At 61.6% G+C, this 19,781-nt stretch carries 13 protein-coding genes; 4 read left to right on the top strand and 9 right to left on the bottom strand.

What is annotated here, in order from left to right; translation table 11 throughout:
• Positions 1-4 precede the first annotated feature (4 nt).
• On the top strand, positions 5-997 hold the full coding sequence (galE, locus tag BWR02_RS16340; protein ID WP_139558986.1) for a UDP-glucose 4-epimerase GalE: 993 nt from the start codon (positions 5-7) through the stop codon (positions 995-997).
• 116 nt (positions 998-1,113) lie between these two features.
• Here the strand turns inward: galE and BWR02_RS16345 are convergent, their stop codons facing one another.
• Entirely contained in the window at positions 1,114-1,395 is a 282-nt protein-coding gene (locus BWR02_RS16345) for an osmoprotectant transporter permease (RefSeq protein WP_139558987.1), read from the bottom strand.
• A gap of 126 nt (positions 1,396-1,521) precedes the next feature.
• Positions 1,522-2,619, bottom strand: coding sequence for a ScyD/ScyE family protein (locus BWR02_RS16350; RefSeq protein WP_139558988.1), 1,098 nt, complete (start codon positions 2,617-2,619; stop codon positions 1,522-1,524).
• A gap of 1,020 nt (positions 2,620-3,639) precedes the next feature.
• On the opposite strand from BWR02_RS16350, the gene BWR02_RS16355 reads away from it, so the two are divergent.
• A complete protein-coding gene (locus tag BWR02_RS16355; RefSeq protein ID WP_139558989.1) occupies positions 3,640-10,185 on the top strand; it encodes a cadherin-like domain-containing protein in 6,546 nt (2,181 codons plus the stop codon).
• 323 nt (positions 10,186-10,508) lie between these two features.
• On the opposite strand, the gene BWR02_RS16360 is transcribed toward BWR02_RS16355, so the two are convergent.
• Both BWR02_RS16360 and BWR02_RS16365 read right to left on the bottom strand, forming a co-directional pair.
• Positions 10,509-10,946, bottom strand: coding sequence for a DUF2834 domain-containing protein (locus tag BWR02_RS16360; RefSeq protein WP_139558990.1), 438 nt, complete (start codon positions 10,944-10,946; stop codon positions 10,509-10,511).
• A gap of 109 nt (positions 10,947-11,055) precedes the next feature.
• Positions 11,056-11,397 (bottom strand): zinc ribbon domain-containing protein YjdM, encoded by a 342-nt coding sequence (locus BWR02_RS16365; RefSeq protein WP_139558991.1) that lies wholly within the window; start codon positions 11,395-11,397, stop codon positions 11,056-11,058.
• Between the two features lie 378 nt (positions 11,398-11,775).
• On the opposite strand from BWR02_RS16365, the gene BWR02_RS16370 reads away from it, so the two are divergent.
• On the top strand, positions 11,776-12,147 hold the full coding sequence (locus BWR02_RS16370; RefSeq protein WP_139558992.1) for a hypothetical protein: 372 nt from the start codon (positions 11,776-11,778) through the stop codon (positions 12,145-12,147).
• Between the two features lie 126 nt (positions 12,148-12,273).
• On the opposite strand, the gene BWR02_RS16375 is transcribed toward BWR02_RS16370, so the two are convergent.
• The 3 genes from BWR02_RS16375 to BWR02_RS16385 all read right to left on the bottom strand — a co-directional run bounded on the left by BWR02_RS16375 (position 12,274) and on the right by BWR02_RS16385 (position 15,491).
• Positions 12,274-14,121 carry a prenyltransferase/squalene oxidase repeat-containing protein gene (locus tag BWR02_RS16375; RefSeq protein ID WP_139558993.1) on the bottom strand — a complete coding sequence of 616 codons (1,848 nt, stop codon included), beginning with the start codon at positions 14,119-14,121 and terminating at the stop codon, positions 12,274-12,276.
• Positions 14,122-14,263: 142 nt separating this feature from the next.
• On the bottom strand, positions 14,264-14,917 hold the full coding sequence (locus BWR02_RS16380) for a pyridoxamine 5'-phosphate oxidase family protein (protein WP_139558994.1): 654 nt from the start codon (positions 14,915-14,917) through the stop codon (positions 14,264-14,266).
• Positions 14,918-15,134: 217 nt separating this feature from the next.
• Positions 15,135-15,491 carry an Lpp/OprI family alanine-zipper lipoprotein gene (locus BWR02_RS16385; protein WP_139558995.1) on the bottom strand — a complete coding sequence of 119 codons (357 nt, stop codon included), beginning with the start codon at positions 15,489-15,491 and terminating at the stop codon, positions 15,135-15,137.
• Positions 15,492-16,238: 747 nt separating this feature from the next.
• Here BWR02_RS16385 and BWR02_RS16390 point away from each other — a divergent pair.
• Entirely contained in the window at positions 16,239-18,077 is a 1,839-nt protein-coding gene (locus tag BWR02_RS16390; protein WP_162560196.1) for an alginate lyase family protein, read from the top strand.
• Positions 18,078-18,193: 116 nt separating this feature from the next.
• On the opposite strand, the gene BWR02_RS16395 is transcribed toward BWR02_RS16390, so the two are convergent.
• Together BWR02_RS16395 and BWR02_RS20950 are read right to left on the bottom strand one after the other, a co-directional pair.
• Positions 18,194-18,538 carry a hypothetical protein gene (locus BWR02_RS16395; RefSeq protein ID WP_201276299.1) on the bottom strand — a complete coding sequence of 115 codons (345 nt, stop codon included), beginning with the start codon at positions 18,536-18,538 and terminating at the stop codon, positions 18,194-18,196.
• Positions 18,539-18,721: 183 nt separating this feature from the next.
• A complete protein-coding gene (locus tag BWR02_RS20950) occupies positions 18,722-19,228 on the bottom strand; it encodes a class I SAM-dependent methyltransferase (protein ID WP_162560197.1) in 507 nt (168 codons plus the stop codon).
• Positions 19,229-19,781 lie beyond the last annotated feature (553 nt).

A 19,781-nucleotide genomic window follows, 5' to 3' on the forward strand; every position in this document is an offset into this window, starting at 1 on the left:
TGAAATGAGTCAACGCGGCGTACTGGTGACCGGGGGAGCCGGGTATATCGGCAGTCATGTGGTCAAACAGCTCGGGGCGATGGGCGAGCGTCTGGTCGTGCTGGATAATCTGTCGACGGGCTTCGCCGATGCCGTCACCTACGGCGATTTCGTCCAGGGGGATACCGGGGACACCGAACTGGTCAGCAGTTTGCTTCGCGACTACGACGTCGAGTCGGTCATTCATTTCGCGGCGCACACGATCGTGCCGGAATCCGTCGCGCAACCGCTCAAGTACTACGGCAACAACACCTGCAAGACGCGCAACCTGCTGCAGTGCTGCAACGAGGCCGGCGTCAAGCATTTCATCTTCTCGTCCACGGCCGCCGTCTACGGCATTCCGACCGGGCCCTACTGCTACGAAGATTCTCCGCTCGCACCGATCAACCCCTACGGCACGTCGAAGCTCATGAGCGAGACGATGCTGCGCGACCTGTCGGCCGCCTCGGATCTGCGGCATGTCGTGCTGCGTTATTTCAATGTCGCCGGCTGCGATCCGGACGGTGAGATCGGACAGTCCACGCGGCATGCGACGCTGCTGATCAAGGTGGCGGCCGAGGTCACCGTCGGCAAGCGCGAAAAGCTGATGATCTTCGGCACGGACTACCCGACTCCCGACGGCACCGGCGTCCGCGATTACATTCACGTGAGCGATCTGGCCGACGCCCACGTGAAGGCGCTGATCTACCTGCGGGATGGCGGCGACTCCGCGACGCTGAACTGCGGCTATGGACACGGTTACAGCGTCCGCGAGGTCGTGGACATGGTCAACAAGGTGAACGGCACCCCGATCGTCGCCGAGGAGCATCCGCGCCGCGCGGGCGATCCGCCCGAACTGGTCGCCGCGGTCGACAAGATCCATGAGCGCCTGGAGTGGAAGCCGCAATACGACAATCTGGAGTTCATCGTCCGCACGTCGCTGGAGTGGGAGAAGAAGCTCGCCGCGAAGCGCGGCTAGGCGAGACGCCAACTCGGGGCGCCTGCGATGGGGTCCCGAGCCTTCGGCCAGACGGGAGGGCCCCTATCGGAGAGTGATTCGACCGCGCTCTGTCGTAGTCGACGCCCCCTCTAGACTCAGTTCCAGCGCGGATTGGTGAGCAGCACGGCGATCAGGAACAGCGCCGCCAACAAGCCGGGCACGGCAAGCACCGATGCCACCAGACTCGCCCATCCCTGACGCCCCGCAAGCTTGAGCCACAGGCTGCCACCGGTCACGGCGAAGGTGACCAGCAGGATCGCGACCCACAGCCCCAGGTTGAACGACGACACCGTCCCGTCGCTCAGACCCACGGCGAAGAAATAGACGACGATCGCCGCGACGATCATCGCGACGAACCAGAGGCTCCAGAACTTCATCCCGTCTTCTCCACCGATGGGCCACCGGGGTCTTCCCAGCGGTGGCGCGCCCGCGGCTGGCAAGGCGCCGGGTCGGCCAGCCAAGCGGTCCTGGCCAGCCGACTCCGGCATACCTTTGCGTCGAACCTATTTGCAGCGTTGCTTGCCGAGTCCGAGATTCAGGGTGAGCACCTCTCCCTGCCCGGCTACGGGACCGACACCGAAGCCATTGTTAGACACATACAACAGACCGTCACGACCGATCGTCATGCCGGCAGGACGCGTAAGACCCGTTGCGACCTCGACCCAGGCCGGGCCTTCACGGCGTAACACGCGCCCCGTTTTGTCGGGAAACAAAAACCCGGACGAAGCAGCCTCCAGCACGTAAAGCCGACCGGAGCAGTCGAACTCAACGCCCTGAATCAGGTTCAGCCCTTCGGCGAACACCGACACTGCGCCGGATTTCGTCACGCGCAGAATCTTCGCCCCGCCTTCCGGATACGGAAACGCGCCGAAGGTGCCGACGTACAGGCGCCCATCCGGCCCCAGCGTCACGACCGTCGGCGTAAAGTCGTAACCGCCCTCGAACAACGCCGAAAAATCGGCAATTCGCGTCATGCTGCCGTCGGCATTCAACCGATCGAGGACACCATGATTGGCCTCGGCGATGTAGTAGTGCGACCGATCGCGGATGATACGAGTCGGGACGCCGTCCGGATTGAAAAAGTCATCCCGCACGGCCGGCGGATTCGCGCGATACCAATTCGACAGGTTGACGACTTGCGAAACGGAACGGTCAGGACGGATACGCAATACTTCGGAGACTTGCCCGACGGCACCCGTCTGACAACCGCCCAGCACCAAAGCCAATACGTCCGGGCCATCGAAATTCAGATCGCTGACGCCATTGATCTCAGCGCCGGACTCCGGCGCCTGGGCGAAGGAATGGAATCCCTTCTTGAACGTCATCTTTTTTCCGTTCGGACCGATCCGCGTGATGCGACCCGAATTCCCTGATGTGGCAGGGCCGATCGGCGGCGGAAACTGATCACATTCCCCCACGCTGCTGTTCAAGCCTCCGATACCCGACTCCACCACATAGAGCTTGTGATCCTTACCGAAACGCAGCCCGCGCGGATTATCCAGACCGGATGCGAAAACCGCGGCATTCCCGGGCAGTGCGGCCATCGCGGACGAAGCGCCGGAGAGCGCCAGCACGCAGCAAAGCAAGAAATTCCTTCGCATCGAATAGTCCCCCTCTAGTCCATTGGTTGTTGAACGAATGGGCTAAGTCACCCATCGCCGACGCAGCATGCGACGCCGCCCTGCGGGCTGTCAACGATCCCGAACAGTGCAGTTCCGTACGGGCTTGTCTGTGGAAAATGGAACGGCTGCGTTCCGGACGCGATGCTCCGCGGGAATCGGCAATGACGGGTCGCCAACGTGCTCTGAGTGATGTTCCGCAAAACGCTGCATCGCCAGTTCTGCGGGGAGCGCGTCAGCGCAGGATATGCGTGCGGCGTTCGCGCTGCTGCTACGGCGGAAGTGTTCCCCACTCTCGGCACGCCGACGAACTGATGCACTGCAGTCCTCCGGAACAGCCCGGCTCAAGCGGCAACAACAGGGTCGGTGTGCTGCCCCCTGCCTTCCGACATAACGAGCCGGCGAGCGTGGTAGGGATGGCCCCGTCCGCGCGTCACCACGGTCTCAGCGCGTGGCCTGGGCCCACGCCTTGCTGATGTTCTCTCCGGCCGCGCGGAGTGATGGACCAGCAAAGCTGCGCGACCCATGACTCAGCTTGGGCAGCACGACGAAGACTTCGGACCTGCATGGCATTCCAGCAACGACTGCGATCCTGGTCAGATTCAGCGGGAATCAGCAGAGGCCGGCAATCCGCTACGCACTCGGAAGTCCCCACCGAGGATTGTTTTCTAAAAGGAAACTCAGAGTCTCCAAAACTTCACGAAACGTCCTTCCGGATGCCCTGAACCGGTCGTCCGGCGTCACTCGCCCACAACATTTACTTGATAACCATGTGGTTTTTGGTCCGGACTCACTCCTCGCCAGACCGCCGCCGCGCGCATTCCAATGTGATGCCGTTCACAGTTTCGACAACCAGCTACTAGGCTTTGCCGCAAAGGAGGCAACGGCTCCAACCCAGGGCGGCGACATGACAAGCGTGCGCCGAACCACCACAAAACTCGGCAGGCCGACGCCCCCTCTTCAGATCCATCCATTGCTACGTCTTGATCGAGGATCATCGTCATGAGCACGTTCAAAGCACAATCCGGCGCTGCCAACCCGTTCACTGGCATCGATGTGGGGTCGAACAGTAAACCGATACTTGCCGACCTGGATAAAGATGGCGACCTTGACGTCGTCATCGGCGAGTACGATGGCAACGTCAACTACTACAAGAACACCGGCACCGCATCGGCTCCGGTCTTCCAAGCACAGACCAGCAGTGCCAACCCCTTCAATGGCGTTGATCTCGGCCACCTGTTCTACGCGGGCAACAGTGCCCCAGCCTTGGGCGACCTCGATGGCGACGGTGATCTAGATGCGGTCTTCGGAGAGTCGGATGGCACCCTAAATTACTACAAGAACACCGGCAGCTCCGCTGCGCCCGCTTATTCTGGGCAGTCTGGCTCCGCCAACCCTTTTGACAACAGAGATGTAGGTTCTCTCAGTACCCCCACTTTGATCGACCTGGACAATGATGGTGACCTCGACGCCGTCATCGGCGAAGGCGATGGCAATCTCAACTACTACGAAAATACCGGCACGAAATCGGCCCCGACGTTCGTGTCGCGGACCGGCGCTGCCAACCCCTTCAACGGCATCGATGTCGGGACGGAAAGCACCATCAGTTTTGGTGACGTGGACGATGATGGTGACCTCGACGCCGTCATCGGCGAAGACGATGGCAATCTCAACTACTACGAAAATACCGGCACGAAATCGGCCCCGACGTTCGTGTCGCGGACCGGCGCTGCCAATCCGTTCGATGGAATCGACGTAGTGGAACACAGCGCCCCGACCCTGGCGGATGTAGACGGTGACGGTGACGCGGATCTCGTCGTCGGTAGAAGTGACGGCGGGCTGAGTTACTACCAGAACAACAGCTCACCGCGGGCCGTCGACGACACGCTATCGGCAACCGAGGACACGGAAGTGACCTTCACTGCGGCCGAACTGCTCGGCAACGACATCGACGCAGAGAAGGCTCAACTGTCGATTGCCAGTGTAACGTCAGGCACCGGCGGAACCGCCGTGCTGAATGAAGACGGCACCGTCACCTTCACCCCCGATGCCGACTTCAACGGCAAGGCCGAGTTCACCTATATCGTCACCGACGGCACCCAGACCAGTAAAGCGGCCACCGCCATTATCGAGGTGGCCGCTGTTAACGACGCTCCGATCGCAGTAGAAGACACCCTGTCCGCGACCGAGGACACCGAAGTGACCTTCACCGCGGCTGAGCTGCTCGGCAACGATACGGATGTCGAAAAGGATCTGCTATCCATCGCGAGCGTCACATCCGGCACCGGTGGCACCGCTGTACTGAACCCAGACGGCACCGTCACCTTCACCCCGGACGCTGACTTCAACGGCAAAGCCGATTTCACCTACACCGTCACCGACGGCACCGATGCCAGCACCAAGGCAACCGCTACGGTCGACGTGGCGGCAGTCAACGACGCACCCGTCGCGGTTGAAGACGAATTCTCCACGTACGAAGACACCGCGATCACGTTCACCGCTGCAGACCTCGTCGGCAATGACACCGACGTGGAGAAAGATGAACTGACCATCGCCAGCGTTACCTCCGGGACGGGCGGCACCGCCGTACTGAACGAAGACGGCACGGTCACCTTCACCCCCGACGCTGATTTCAATGGCGAGGCTGAGTTCACCTATACGGTAACGGACGGCACCGACACCAGCGCGGAGGCCGAGGTTGATGTGACGGTCGCCGCCATCAACGATGTACCGATCGCGGTCGACGATAAGCTAGTCGCAACGGAGGATACGGAGGTGATCTTTGCCGCCAAGGATCTCCTTGGAAACGACCCCAATGTGGATAACGAGGACCTGACGATTGCCAGCGTCAAGTCGGGCACCGGCGGCACGGCCGTCTTGAATGAAGACGGCACCGTCACGTTTACCCCGGATGCGAACTTCCATGGGGAGGCCGAGTTCACCTATACCGTCGCGGATGGCACCTACACCAGCGAGCCGGCCACGGCCACCGTCGATGTGGCCTCGGTCGATGACGGCCCCCCGGAGCTCAAGGCCCGCATCGAATTTCAATCGACAGCGGAAGCCAGCCCGTTTACGTTCACCATCCCGGAAGGCACCTTCGTCGATCCCGACGGGGATCCCATGACTTACCAGGCCCGGCTGGTGGACAACGACGGCAACCTCGTCGATCTGCCAAAGTGGCTCAGCTTCGACGCTGCAACGACGACCTTCACAGGCACACCGCAAATCGACGAAGTGCTGTATATCCGGGTCGACGCCACAGACGCCTTTGGCGGCAACACGTTCGACTTCTTCGAACTCACTGTTACCCCGACGAACGACGCGCCGGTCGCCGAGGTCGATGAATTGTGGGCCGTCGAGGATACGGAGAAGACCTACCCGGCAAGCCGCTTGCTGAACAACGACACCGATGAGGAAGGTGACACGCTGATCATCGCCAGCGTCAAGTCGGGCACTGGCGGCACGGTCGTGCTGAACGACGACGGTAGCGTGACCTTCACGCCGGAGGCAGACTTCCATGGACAGGCCGACTTCACCTACACGGTTGGTGATGGCACCGATACCAGCACCCCGGTGCAGGTCATCGTCAATGTCACACCGGTCAACGATGCGCCGGTCGCCGTGGACGACACACTGAAGGCAGAGGAAGACACACCGGTCACCTTCACCGCGGCCGATCTGCTCGGCAACGACACCGATGCCGACAACGACACGCTAACGATCGCCAGCGTCGTCTCCGGTAGCGGCGGCACTGTCGTGCTGAACGAAGATGGCACCGTCACCTTCACCCCCGACGCCAACTTCAACGGCGACGCCGAGTTCACCTACACAATCAGCGATGGCGCCGAGACCAGTGCCGAAGCCAAGGCCACCGTCGAAGTCGCACCCGTCAACGACGTGCCTGTCGCGGTCGAGGATGAGTTCGCTACCGACGAGGACACACCGGTCACCTTCACCGCCGCAGAACTGCTCGGCAACGACACCGACGTCGAGAACGATGAACTGACCATCGCCAGTGTCACCTCCGGCATCGGCGGCACCGCCGTGCTGAACGAGGACGGCACCGTCACCTTCACTCCCGACGAGAACTTCAACGGCGAGGCCGAGTTCACCTATACCGTGACCGATGGTACGGATATCAGTAGCGAAGCCGAGGTCGACGTAGAGGTCGCCCCCGTCAACGACGTGCCTGTCGCGGCCGAGGATGAGTTCGCTACCGATGAGGACACCCCGGTTACCTTCACTGCGGCAGATCTGCTCGGCAACGACACCGACGCCGAGAACGATGAACTGACCATCGCCAGTGTCACCTCCGGCATCGGCGGCACCGCCGTGCTGAACGAAGACGGCACCGTCACCTTCACCCCCGACGAGAACTTCAATGGCGAGGCCGAGTTCACCTATACCGTGACCGATGGTACGGATATCAGCATCGAAGCCGAGGTCGACGTAGAGGTCGCACCGGTCAACGATGCCCCGGTCGCAGCAGACGACGCCCCCGAGCTCAACGCAGCACCTGGTATAGAGGCCACCGGGAATGTCCTGTCGAACGACACCGACATCGACGTCGGCGACAAACTAAGCGTGACGGCAGTGCGCACCGGCAGCATCGAGGACAGTGGCACGGCCGGCGAGGTCGGACTGGCTCTGGCTGGGAACTACGGCAGCCTGTTGCTGAATGTGGACGGCAGTTACACCTATGAGGTGGATGCAACGAACGCCACCGTCCAGGCACTGTCGCGCAACGCCACGTTGCAGGATGTCTTCAACTACACAGTCGATGACGGGTTTGGAGGCACGGACACGGCCGTACTGACGGTCACCTTCAACGGTCCGAATCACGCGCCGGTGCTGGTGCGCACCATTCCCGACCTGACCGTCACGGAAGATGCGGCAATGCAGGCTTACACGGTGCCGGCGGGCCCAACCAACCGGATTTTCCGGGATGCAGACGGGGACAAACTTACCTACAGCGCGAGCCTGGTAGATGGTTCGGACCTGCCACCGTGGTTGCACTTCGACGCAGCGACCCGCAGGTTCAGCGGCACCCCGGATGACAGCGGCCAGATCGAAGTTCGCGTCACTGTCACTGACGGCGACGTGACCGCCTCCGATGTGTTCCGGCTGACCATTACGCCGGTAAACGACGCTCCGGTGGCCGAAGATATCTCGGGTGAGGCGGAGGAAGGCGGTCCGGCGACGGAGCTGAAGGTGGACTTCTTTGATCAGGACAAGGGCGATACCCACACCTTCAGCGTGGATACGACCGGCACCCTGGGGAAGGTTGTCAACAATGAGGACGGTACCTTCAGTTATGACCCGAACGGGGCATTCGAGTGGTTGGGAGAGGGTCAGGAGACCACCGACACCTTCAGCTACACGGTGAAGGATGCCGCGGGCGCGGAATCGACCATGACTGCGACCGTCACCATCACTGGCGTAAACGATGCGCCCGAGGCCGAGGAGATCGCCGAAACGGCGAGCGAGGATGGCCCGGCAGTGACGTTGACTGCCGATTTCAGCGATGTCGATGAGGGTGACACCCACACCTTCACCGTCGATTCCGAGGAGACGATCGGCATCGTCGTCAACAACGAAGACGGCACGTTCAGCTATGACCCGAACGGAAAGTTCGAGTACCTGGCCGACGGCGAGAAGGCAACCGATACCTTCAGCTACACGGTCACGGACGCGAAGGGCGAGAGCGTCACACGGACTGCGACGGTGACCATCAACGGCGCGAACGATGCGCCAAGTTTGACCGGTCAACTGGGCGAGATGCCCGTCGGTGTCGAGGATACGGCGTACACCATCCCGACCGATACGCTGATGAGCACTCTGCTCGAGGGCTACACAGACATCGAGGGCCAGAAACTCACTGCCGAGGATATCACCGTCGATCATGGAAGCCTCATCGACAAGGCTGACGGCACCTGGGAGTACACGCCGGAAGCTGACTATAGCGGCGAGGTGAAAGTCAGTTACGAGGTCGAGGACGAACAGGGTGGAGAAGTCTCGGCGGAACTCGTGTTCAAACTGACGGCAACCCCGGATGCGCCGGTCGTCATGACCTCACTGGAAGACCAGGTCATCGGAGACGGCCACGCATTCGAGTATCGGATCCAGGAAACACCGACCTTCACGGATGCCGACACCCCCTATGGGGACGAACTGACCTTTACGGCAACGCTCAAGGACGGCAAACCCCTGCCGACATGGCTCACACTGGATGCACAGACCGGCGTGTTCAGCGGTACGCCCAAAGCGTCCGACGCAGGGGTGCTGACGCTTAAGGTCACGGCAACCGACAAGCTCGGAGCTTCCGTATACGACTACGTGAAGTTCACGGTGCAAGATGTTGAGAACGTGCCCACCGGCAAGGTCAGTCTGGCTGGCGCCATCAAGGACGGGCATGCACCGGAATTGTCTGCGCTGACGGTAGACACGACCAGCCTGGCCGACGCCGACGGTCTCGGCTTGCTGGCCTATCAATGGCAGTCCCGCACTGCGCATGGAGACTGGACCGATATCGGCGGTGCGACCAAGGCCAGCTTCACCCCGAACGATGAGACCGCCGGCCTCGCCATCCGGGTGGTCACGAGCTACACGGACGGCGGCGGCACGTTCAACGAGATCGCCAGCGACGAAGTGCTCATCGCCGATGCACGCAACACGCAGCATGGTGATGCCGCAGCCAACGTCCTGACGGGAACTGCGGTCATCGACCGGATCTACGGCGCTGCCGGTAACGATGTCATCGACGGCCTGAACGGCGACGACCAGTTGTACGGTCAGGTTGGCCGCGACACATTGCGGGGCGGCGAAGGCAACGACTGGCTGGATGGCGGTCTAGGTATCGACAACATGGCGGGCGGACGCGGTGCGGACACCTATGTCGTGGACAATATCGGCGACGTGGTCACGGAAATGGCCGGCGCGGGCATCGATACGGTCCGCAGTTCGGTTGACCATAAACTGGGAGCCTTCGTTGAACGGCTGATACTGACCGGCACTGACGGCATCAGCGGCACTGGCAATGGCCTGGACAATCGCCTCATCGGCAACAGCGCGGACAACGTGCTGGACGGCGGCCGCGGCAGCGACACGCTGAGCGGCGGTGACGGAAGCGATACCTTCCGGTTGCTCTCCGAAGATGCGGCGGACCTGGTGCTGGACTTCACGTCGGGCTTGGACAGGCTGGCTCTGGCCGGAGCCGAACTAGGCAACGGCGACACGCTCCTGGACGGTGCACTCGAACTGGCCGGTCCCGGCGGCTTTGGGACGGCGGCAGAGTTGGTCATCTTCGCCACCGATATCGTCGGTGACATGACTGCCGACTCTGCAGCCGCTGCCATCGGCAGCGCAACTGAAGCCTACGCAGTGGGCGACACGCGACTGTTTGTGGTCGATAACGGTCAGGATACGGCGCTGTACCAGTTCGAAGCCGGGAATGCCGACGCATCTGTCGACGCCGCGGAACTGACGCTGATCGGCGTCCTCCAGAGCACTGCCCAAACCGTGCTGGCCGACTACCAGCTGGTCTGAGCCCAGCACAACATTGCCGGGGGCTACGCGCCCCCGGCAGCCGCTCCTCGAAGATCCAACGACCATCGCATCTTTGCCTCCACCTGACGGCATCCGAAGTCACGCTCATTGTGCAGGCCATCGGAAACACAGACCCTGGCGACCCGCCAGTTCAAGCAAGCGCGAAGATGGCAGCCTTCGACAACGCCTTGTCCCGAACTGTGAATCTCAACGACAGTGACGGGGCCAGTCCCAATACCCACGATCATATGACGGGACGCTCTGCCCCACGGGTGGATGCCAGAATCCGAAGCGCGCGCACCGCACAGGGCCAAGCTCTGGCGCTACCCCCAAGCGAAAAACGTATAGACCAGTAGCGCGAGGCCAATCAGCAACAGGCCCACCAGATCGCCGACCGAAAGCGTGCCCGCATGATCGCCTCCACCCGACCTGGCCAGCAGGATCTCCCGATGGACCAGGAACCAGGGCAACGCAGCGGACATGGCCACGAAAATACCGAACAGGATCCAGAGCCACACGCCGCGCATCGACAGGCGCCGCGCCTCCAGCAACATCCACACGATGGCGGCGAGCCCCAGCCACAGAATGTCGATGGTGATCGAGCGACTGGCCGGGTTGACTAACGTCTCCTGCCAGAATCTGGCGTTGGCCTCCAGGAAGCCCAGATCGAGGTAATGCCGGTTGTTGCTCCAGGTTCCCAGCAAAGCCGTCAGACCCATGAGGCCATAGGCCATGCACAAGGCGTATCGGGTGATGTTCATGCCGTGTTCTCAGTGGTGGTCCTCGGACGATTCAGACAGCTCCGATAACGCCATGCCCCGCTTTCCGGGACTGGCACGTCACCGGACGGCGCGCCATAGACTGGGCGCCTCAGGCCTTCCTGACGAATTCCGACTTCAACTGCATGGCACCGATCCCGTCGATCTTGCAATCGATGTCGTGGTCACCCTCGACGAGCCGGATGTTCTTGACCTTGGTGCCGACCTTGACGACCAATGACGAGCCCTTGACCTTGAGATCCTTGATTACCGTGATCGAGTCGCCGTCGTGCAGGGCGTTGCCATACGCATCGCGCACGACCGCCGAGTCATCGTCCGTATCGACCACTCCCTCCTTGGGCCATTCGTGCGCGCATTCGGGACAAATGTAGAGGTTACCGTCGGCATACGTGTATTCGGAATTGCAGGCGGGACATGTCGGCAGCTGAGTCATCCGGAAATCCTGTCGGTTGTTTTGGAATTGCGGGGAATGGTACGGCCGGTCCTTGGTCAGCGCTACAGGCCGCGCTGAACCAAGGGCGCGGGCCCCGGCGCAAACACTGGCTTGCCGAGCGTGCGGCACTTCGAGCAGGCTATCACGCAGTTGGCAGCGACATCCGGTCCTGCACCCATCGGTAATGCCCTCGTCGCCCTCCCCGCCCGGGGCGACTCCTAATCAATACGGGCGTATCAGGTCCCCGCACGACGCGCCCATCGCCGTCGCGTTGCCCCGCCACCTCCGGCCCGTTACACTTCGGCTGGCTTGGCTCACGTGCGGCACGTCGACGTGACGGAACTTCTGTTGGACATCCGATCCGAGGGAATCACCACCATGAACCTGAGGCTGACACTGGCGCCTATCCTGGTCCTAACGGTATCCGCGGGCTGCGCGACCAAGCCCGATACCGCGACGGACTGGGCGAGGGCTGCGGAGAGCGCCGCCACGCCCGAAGCGCATGCATCGCTGGCCAACCATTTCGAAGAGCTGGCCCAGACGGCTGAGGCCAATGCGGACGAACAACGTCGCATGCTCGCCGACTATCAGGCGCGCCCACATCGTTATGGTCGCCGAATCAAGGATCTGCGGGCGCGCTCCAGCGCCTTGCTGCGGGATTTCGAAGCGGCGGCCAAGGATGCCCGGCAGATGGCCGAGCTGCACCGCCAGATCGGGTCGGGGCTAGAAATGAATCAGATCGTCGATTAACTCGCCGCGAGGGCCAGCCCGCCCGTTGGCCCGACCGGTTCGTCGCGAGCACTGAGAGTGCCCTTCCTGCAGCCTTGTCGCACGTGACACGCGCGCGACGCAGCCATGGATCTCAGCACGGCAGTGTCAGGCGAGCGAAAGCGTCCCTGACGCGGCCGCACTCGGCACCAAGCCCAAACGCCGCGCGTAACGCGCCAGGGCGATCAGCGGAAACGCGTAAGGGTACGACGGATAGTTCATGTAAACGATGCCGGGGTGCCCGGTCCCCACCGTCGACAGGTCGACCCACCTGCCGTTGGCGACGATGTCCTTCACCAGGTAGCGGGCAGCGGCCTTCGCATTCGCCGCGGTCTTGGCTCCCCCTTCCAGCAAGGCCAACAGGGCCCACGCCGTCTGGGAGGGTGTCGCAACGCCGACACCGGCATAGCCGCGATCCAAATAGGACAGGGTGGACTCGCCGTAACTGCCGTCGACGTGTTGCCGCCCCTTCAGCCAATCGAATGCCTTGCGCAGGTAAGGCGCTGCCGGGTTCTCGCCACAGCGGATCAGACCGACGACCGCAGCCGACGTACCGTACAGATAGTTGATACCCCAGCGCCCCGACCATGCGCCGAGTTCATGGTCCTGCACTGCCTGCAGGTAGGCGACCGCCTTCTGGACGGTGGGCGAGTTCTCCGCGGTGTAACCGAGCAATCCGAAGGACTCAAGGATGTGCCCCGTCACGCAGGGCGCGCTTTCGTCGAAAAAATCGGCCGAATCCTCCATGGGCTTGACGGCCAGATTCAGCAGAGGGTTCCCATCGTTGTTGCGCGCGAATGCGCCCCAACCGCCGTCATCGTTCTGCATTCGCTGCAGGAACTCGATGGCTCGCTCGGCACTATCCCGTTGGCCCGGGAAATGCGTCAGGAAGGACACCATCTCGGCCGTGTCGTCGGTGTCCGGGACGTCACGAAACCCCTCGCCGAACGGTAACCCACCGTCAGGGGTCTGGTGCGCCACCAGAAAATCGGCGACCGGAGCCAGCTCGTCCGTACCGACGCCCGCCTCGGCCAATGCGATGCCCATCAGCGCACTGTCCCAGCATCGGCCATTGCAGGTCACACCACGGTAGGCACTGCCCCCGCTGTGCACGTACAAACGTTCCAGGAAGCCGAAGCCGCGCTCGATGCGCTCGGCGAACTCCGCGCGACGCGCCGGACAGTGTGTCAAATAGTCATCGAACGCCATCAGGCACAGCAAGGTCGACAGCGTGTAACCGCCCCAACTGCCCTCCGGCTGCTGGGCCTCGACCATCTTCGTGATCAGTTCCTCGTCCGTCGACGATGGCGGACCGCTGACCACGGTGCCGGTCTGCACGGAGGCGAGCGCCGCCCGAGGCTTGCCCGCATACAATTCCAGCAGGGGCGGCAGCCCCTGGGGCAACCGCGCGATCTCCCGGCGCGAAAAATAGGCCATCGGTAGCAGATGAGGACCGATCCACTGTCCGAAACTGGCCGGTTTGACCGGGCTCCACTCCTTGAACAGGATCGCCGGAACGTCGGGTACGTCGCGCCAATCGTACTGCCCGGCCAACGCCAGGAAGATCTTTGCGAATACCGAGCAGGCTTCGACGCCGCCCCGATCCAGCATGAATGCGCGGGCGCGCGCCAGGCGATCGTCCTCGACCGGGACGCCCAAGGCTTTCATCGCCCAGTAATTGAACAGTGTGGCGTTGATGTCCCCATCCGACACCTTGGCATCGCGCACCATCGGCCAGGAGCCGCTGTCGAGGTAGGTCTCCCACAGGACATCCGAGAGCCGCTGCGGCTCGAACGCCGACTCGCCCCGTCCCAACCAGCGCAGCATCAGGAAGTACTGAGCGACGTAGTGCGGTCCGAGATACGGCATTAAATCCCAGTGCGTGCCACCGATGCAGCTTGCCCGGACATTCCCGATGCCGAGTGCGATGGCATGCTGCAAGGATTTCGGATTCATGGGTACAGGCGCGTCACGAATCGCTGCGTGAGCTTCCGTTCCCAACGGTAACGGACGCGAAGACCGACGTGACAACCCTGATTTGATGGGACTCTCACCCCGGTCAGGGGAGCGCGGCTAAGGAAAACGCGTGTGGTCCCGCTCAAGCTTCGTTGCGCATCAACAGCGCCGCGTATTCCTCCGACGTAATCGTGCCACCCAGTTGCTCGGCTACGCCCTGGTCCGTGTTGGGCAACGCATCCTGTACGGCATCGATCCGTTTCCACTGCGGGGCGGGTGGGCAGTCGTGACCGGCACGCGGCGCATATTTGGACAACCCGACACGTCGATAGGTGTGGACATAGCGCGGGCAATTGACGAAGACCTCGAACACCCGGACGCGCACGACGAGCTGTGCGCCTTCGAACGCGTCGAGCAACGGATCGCGGCGATCGATCCGGGCGGTTCCGTGAACCCGCATGCGGTGAGGTGTCTCGAAATCCATGAACAGCATGCCGACCTTGTCGTTGCCGGCCATGTTGCCCAGGGACAGGAACATACCGTTGCCGTTGTAGCTGGGAAAGGCGATCGTCCGTTCGTCCGGAACCCTGACGAAACCCGGCGCGCCCCCTTTGTACGAGCAGGTCGGAAAGCCGCGGTGATCGATGGACGTCAGGAAGAACATGTCGCGCGACTCGATGAACGCCCGATGCTCGTCCGCAAGCACGGGCGCCACGATGATCTCCCTGACCCTGTCCGCGAAACGTTCGCTGTCGAAGTCCCGCTGCAGGCGCCGGTGTTGCTCGCTGTAGATCATGCCGTTAATCCGGATGCCCCTTGCCGCTGGCCTTTCGCGTTCCGGGCTCGCGAGCCTCGGGCGTGTTTTCGTCAACCCAACGAAGGCTGGAGTTTGCATCCACGCCCGGCAGCCCTGCCCTGACGATCGCACCTGCCCCCGCTCGTCGCGATGACTCGCTCGATCAAAACCGCACGACCCGGAGAGCACTGGAGCCCTGCGGGTCGTGGCAGCAAGCTTAGTGATGGTGATGTCCGCTGTGCGGATGGCTATGGGTCAGCTTGCCATGATGGTGGCTGTGACTGTGGACACTGTGACGACCGTGAGCACCCTTCGCCAGAATCTGGTCGAGCTTGGTGCTGGCAGCTTGCGCGGCCGTGGCGGCACGATTGGCCTCGGCCTCCGCGCTACCGGCCTTGTCGCTCGCCGCTTGCGCCGCAGCCAGAGCCTGTTCCGCGGTGCCGCGGATGCTGGCCTGCTCAGCCTTGAGGCCGTCGATCTGAGTCTGAATCCCGGACACATCTGATTTCGACGCGCAGCCCACGAGCAGGCCCGCCGACAACGCAACCAACCCAAGTCGCATAACGAACCGCATACTCAAATCTCCCTGTGAATAGTCTGAGGTTATCCAGACCCGGATTCTCCGGCAGATGGGCGCCGGCCGTCAAATCCCAGCGGCCGATTTGTCCGACCCTGAGCGTGATCCCTGTGCTCTATCGCCAACCGGGGCCCATGCGACCCGCACGAGTGTGGATCGTGGCATCTCACAATAATTCACCCAGACTGGCAACGATTGCATCTGACCCGGCATCCTCAGTCAGTTCCGCCCGGAAAGCCACTCGAGTCCGTTCGATCTATCCCGGCATTGGGTCGGTTTAGTCCGGCGGTTACAGACCGTTGCCGATTTCCATCACCCCACTTCGACAGCATCGGGAACCCTCTTGATCAAGGCCGCGAACGTGCGCGTATGACCGATGATTTCCGTGTCTTTCGATCCTCACTGTAAGCGCGCTCTGCCGGCACATCGGCTACCTTTTTCGTGTAATACCTACGTGGAAGTACGTATTGCCTTTCGCGCCCAAAGCGCGATACTCAGCGTCGAATCGACTATCCGAACACGATAGCCGAAGCAGGGCCAGAAGACCTTCCTATACCTGATCATTTTCCCTTGATAGTTGGATCGTCGCTGCGATGGTCTAGGCGTCACTTGGGCCGAGGCGGGACGGCCACACCACACAGAGCATTGTCATGTGAAGAGGTGACCGTATAAGTCGCAAGCAACGGGTATGATGGCCTTAGGTTAAATCTGTCTGAATGGGGGGGATTTTTAGAGGATCGTGTCGTGATATTTAGCGGCGATATCAAAACGTCATCTGGATTGCAACTGCATAGCAAAAAGTCCGTTCCTGGCTCCACGCGCGCCGGGTTTTTTAGGACAGTCATCAATGGTTCTGAAACGTTCCCTAGAGAGCCAGGAAAAGTTAGGAAATCCATCTTCCGGCTAGGTCTCGAATATGCCAGACGTTGGCTTCTGCTCGTCCCTGCCGTCACCGCCTGTCTTTGTTGGATTCCGCCTGCCTGGTCCGTGGAAGGTGGCGTCGCCCGAACCTTTCATCTCAAGCTGAGAAACCTTGAGATCGACAGAGCCCTGTGGCTGGCAGGGGATCCCGCGCTTAAACGACGGGTTCAGGCCCTGGAGGGGAGAGCAAACAGCGCGCTTTTTCGGGGGCCTTATTCCGTCACGCAGAACACCGCCAAGATACCAATAAACCCCAGCCATGACCCTCACGACTTCGTGGGAATCGCCTTTCGCGCCTGGCCGAATCCCGACACCCCTGATGGCTTACCGTGGATCATCCGAGATGGCCATCATAACCCGGCCAACGATCTCGATTGGACGTTTTTCGATCCAATGGTGGCAGATGCGGAGTTGCTGAGTCTGGCCTACTACATTACCCGTGACGAACGCTATGCAGAACATGCGGGACGTTTATTGAGGGCGTGGTTCATAGACCCCGACACTCGCATGAACCCCCACATGAAGTATTCCAATATTGTGCCCGGAACAGGGTTCCGGGGAGTCAATCTGCCTATCTTCATGATAGGAATGTACAGAATATGCGACGCTGCAGGTATTCTGGAAGCATCTCCCTCCTGGGATCAGGCTGACGCGGATGCTCTCGCGGCCTATTTCAGAACCCTGCTGTCTTGGCTGGAGACCGATCCCGACGCGGTAGCCGATGGAGAAGTGCAACAGAACCACAGTACTTATTACCGGGCCGGAAGAATGGCGATGTATCGGTACCTCAAGGATACCGCACGCGCAAGGCAAGCGTTCGACGACTATGTGGATCGATTCCTGCCGCTACAATTCGCCTCCGATGGAACACAACCCCTGGAGATGGAGCGCGCCAACAACTTTACCTACCATATCAACGGTCTCACAGCGGCTTACAGCATTGCTCAATTGGCTGACGGGATGGGGCGGGCGAGAAATCTTTGGAACCACACCACCTCCGACGGGGCGGGGCTCAGAAAGTCGACCGAGTTCCTATTGCCCTATCTCTTAGGGCATGAGGAGTGGCCATATTTCGCCGACGAAGTGTTTACGATAGAGCCCGAAAAGCGCGCCTTGATGTTGCAACGCGCTGCGCTGGGTTTCAACGATGCCGGGCTTTCCTCTGCCGCGACGGCCGTCATGGGGAACAAACTCGGCGACCCTCTGCTCGCGCTGATGTATCCCGCCGAGGCGCTATCGCTGATCAATGGGGGATTCGAGGCTGGCTTCCTGGCATGGAAGGGGCTCGGATCCGCTCAACTGGTCGGTAATGATGTGCATGGGGGCAAAAGCGCCGTCCTGTTTTCGAACGCGGCCGCATTCTCCACCCTGATCCGACAGGATGTCGGCGGGCTGCCGGCTGCCCGCTACACCGCTTCCATTTGGTACAAGCGAATGAGCGACGTCAATGGCGCCCAATTCAGCGTAACCGTTCGTAGGCGGGTCAACGGCCTCTGGGAAACACAATACCGCGCGCGGTCACCCCTCACGACGAGTACGAGCTGGACGCAGGCCGTGCTCGACAACATCCCGGTCAGTGATGGAGACGTGCTGCAGTTCGGAGTGTGGATGAATCTCGGACCGGGCGGCGCCTTGTACCTCGACGACGGCCGTTTGCAGTGACTGCCAGATCGGGAGGTCGGCGCCATCACCGCAGGAAAATGGGCAGGCTAAGAACAACACCCCGCGGATCGTGTTCGTTGGGGGGCACGGCGTATGCCAAACCCGGCCGCGTTCGCTCACCGTGCCCGCAGCAACGCATCGGCGTCGGCTACCGATGCCGACCGAGTGCGCTTGTCGTACAGACAGAGCACGCGACCGCGCTGGTTCTTCAGTTGCGCCTGCGGGTATCGTCCTTCGATAACCAGAGCGGTCAAACCCAGGCGATCATCGAACTCGATCAGGCTGCCCCCGGGTTTGGCATCGCGGAAGGCGCTCGCCCCCGTGCAGGCAGCTACGACCGCGGGTTCATGCGCGGCCCAGGCACCCGGTGATGCTGCGTGTGCGGCACCGCCGTCACCGAGGGCGAGACAGGCCGTCGCCGCTGCCGCGAGCTCGACCAATACGGATTTCCGCAGGCGCACGGCACTCGACCCCGACAATCGTACCCGGGCAGTGCCCAAGCGCCCGTCGGTGACCGCCATCAAGAACGCTTGCAGCCTACCCCAAACCTTGGCCGGGACACGCCCGCGGGCTGAGCCCCGCAGATGCGCACCACTGGAGTGCACTCGCGGCCCCACTAGTCCTGCTCCTCTCGCTCTGTCATCTCATCTCCTCCTCTTTGCCAGTACGGCAGGAAACATTCGCTGTTCATCGTAAGTCACCGAAATTACGTCAAATCCGGCTTGCGTGAGTTGTTGGCGCGTCTTTCCCTCATCCCGGACACAGGTCCATTTCACCGGCAGAACCTCCTGAAAGAGGAAACGCTGGTAATCGAGATCACTCGCGCTTGTGGGCTGCCACTCGTCAGGAGTTGTGATGAAGCTGACGATAAACATGCCTTCCGGTCGCAGCGCCCGCGCCACACTGCGATAGAAGTCGGTACATCGCTCATCGTCCTCGACGTAGATGTTCAGCCCGTTGCTGGTGATGAGGTCCCAGCGATCCGCCGATTCCAGGTTCCAGGCGTCGCGTGCCTCGCATTCGATCGTCACCGGGGGATTGCGCTGCCTGTAGTTCGCTTCCGCCCCGCTCAACGAATCCGGATCCAGATCGACCGCCGTCAGCACGACATCCTCAACACCCGAGTAATCGAGCGTGAGCAAATCATCCATCAGCCCACCGGGGAGTGACGCCAATCGCATACCGGAGCGGATCAGAGGCTGCGTCAACGCGCGGAATAGCTGAAACCGTTCCTGCGTTGCGAGGATGATCGGACACCGATTCAGAAGCCGCGACTCCAACTCGGTCATGGGACTGCCATCGCTGCTGCGATTCGTAAGCCTGCCCCGTTCAGGATGCATCAGAACATACGAGGTCCAGTACCCATTTAAGCCGAGGTTGGACAGTAGGAATCGCCCGAGCTCGAAACCTTGAAGGGCCGCACGTGCTTCCGCTATTCCCGGATCGGTCTCGGGACCGCGCGCAGCGCCGGTATGTCCGTGAGAGATAATTGACATGGAAAACAGGGAACTAACGTGGGTATTCTGGACGGTTACGGACAGGGGACGTGTGCCGATAGAAACTTACGCGACCGCTCAACGGTCGATTGGTTTGGAACCGTGTTGATGCCACAGGGAACGCCATACCTGGATGTCTGCCGGGTAGAAGCGAACCGGAGCTGATACCTGAATCATCGAGAGAAGGAATGCCCCATCGCTGGGCGAA

This window comes from Methylotetracoccus oryzae, from assembly GCF_006175985.1.
Taxonomy (GTDB): domain Bacteria; phylum Pseudomonadota; class Gammaproteobacteria; order Methylococcales; family Methylococcaceae; genus Methylotetracoccus; species Methylotetracoccus oryzae.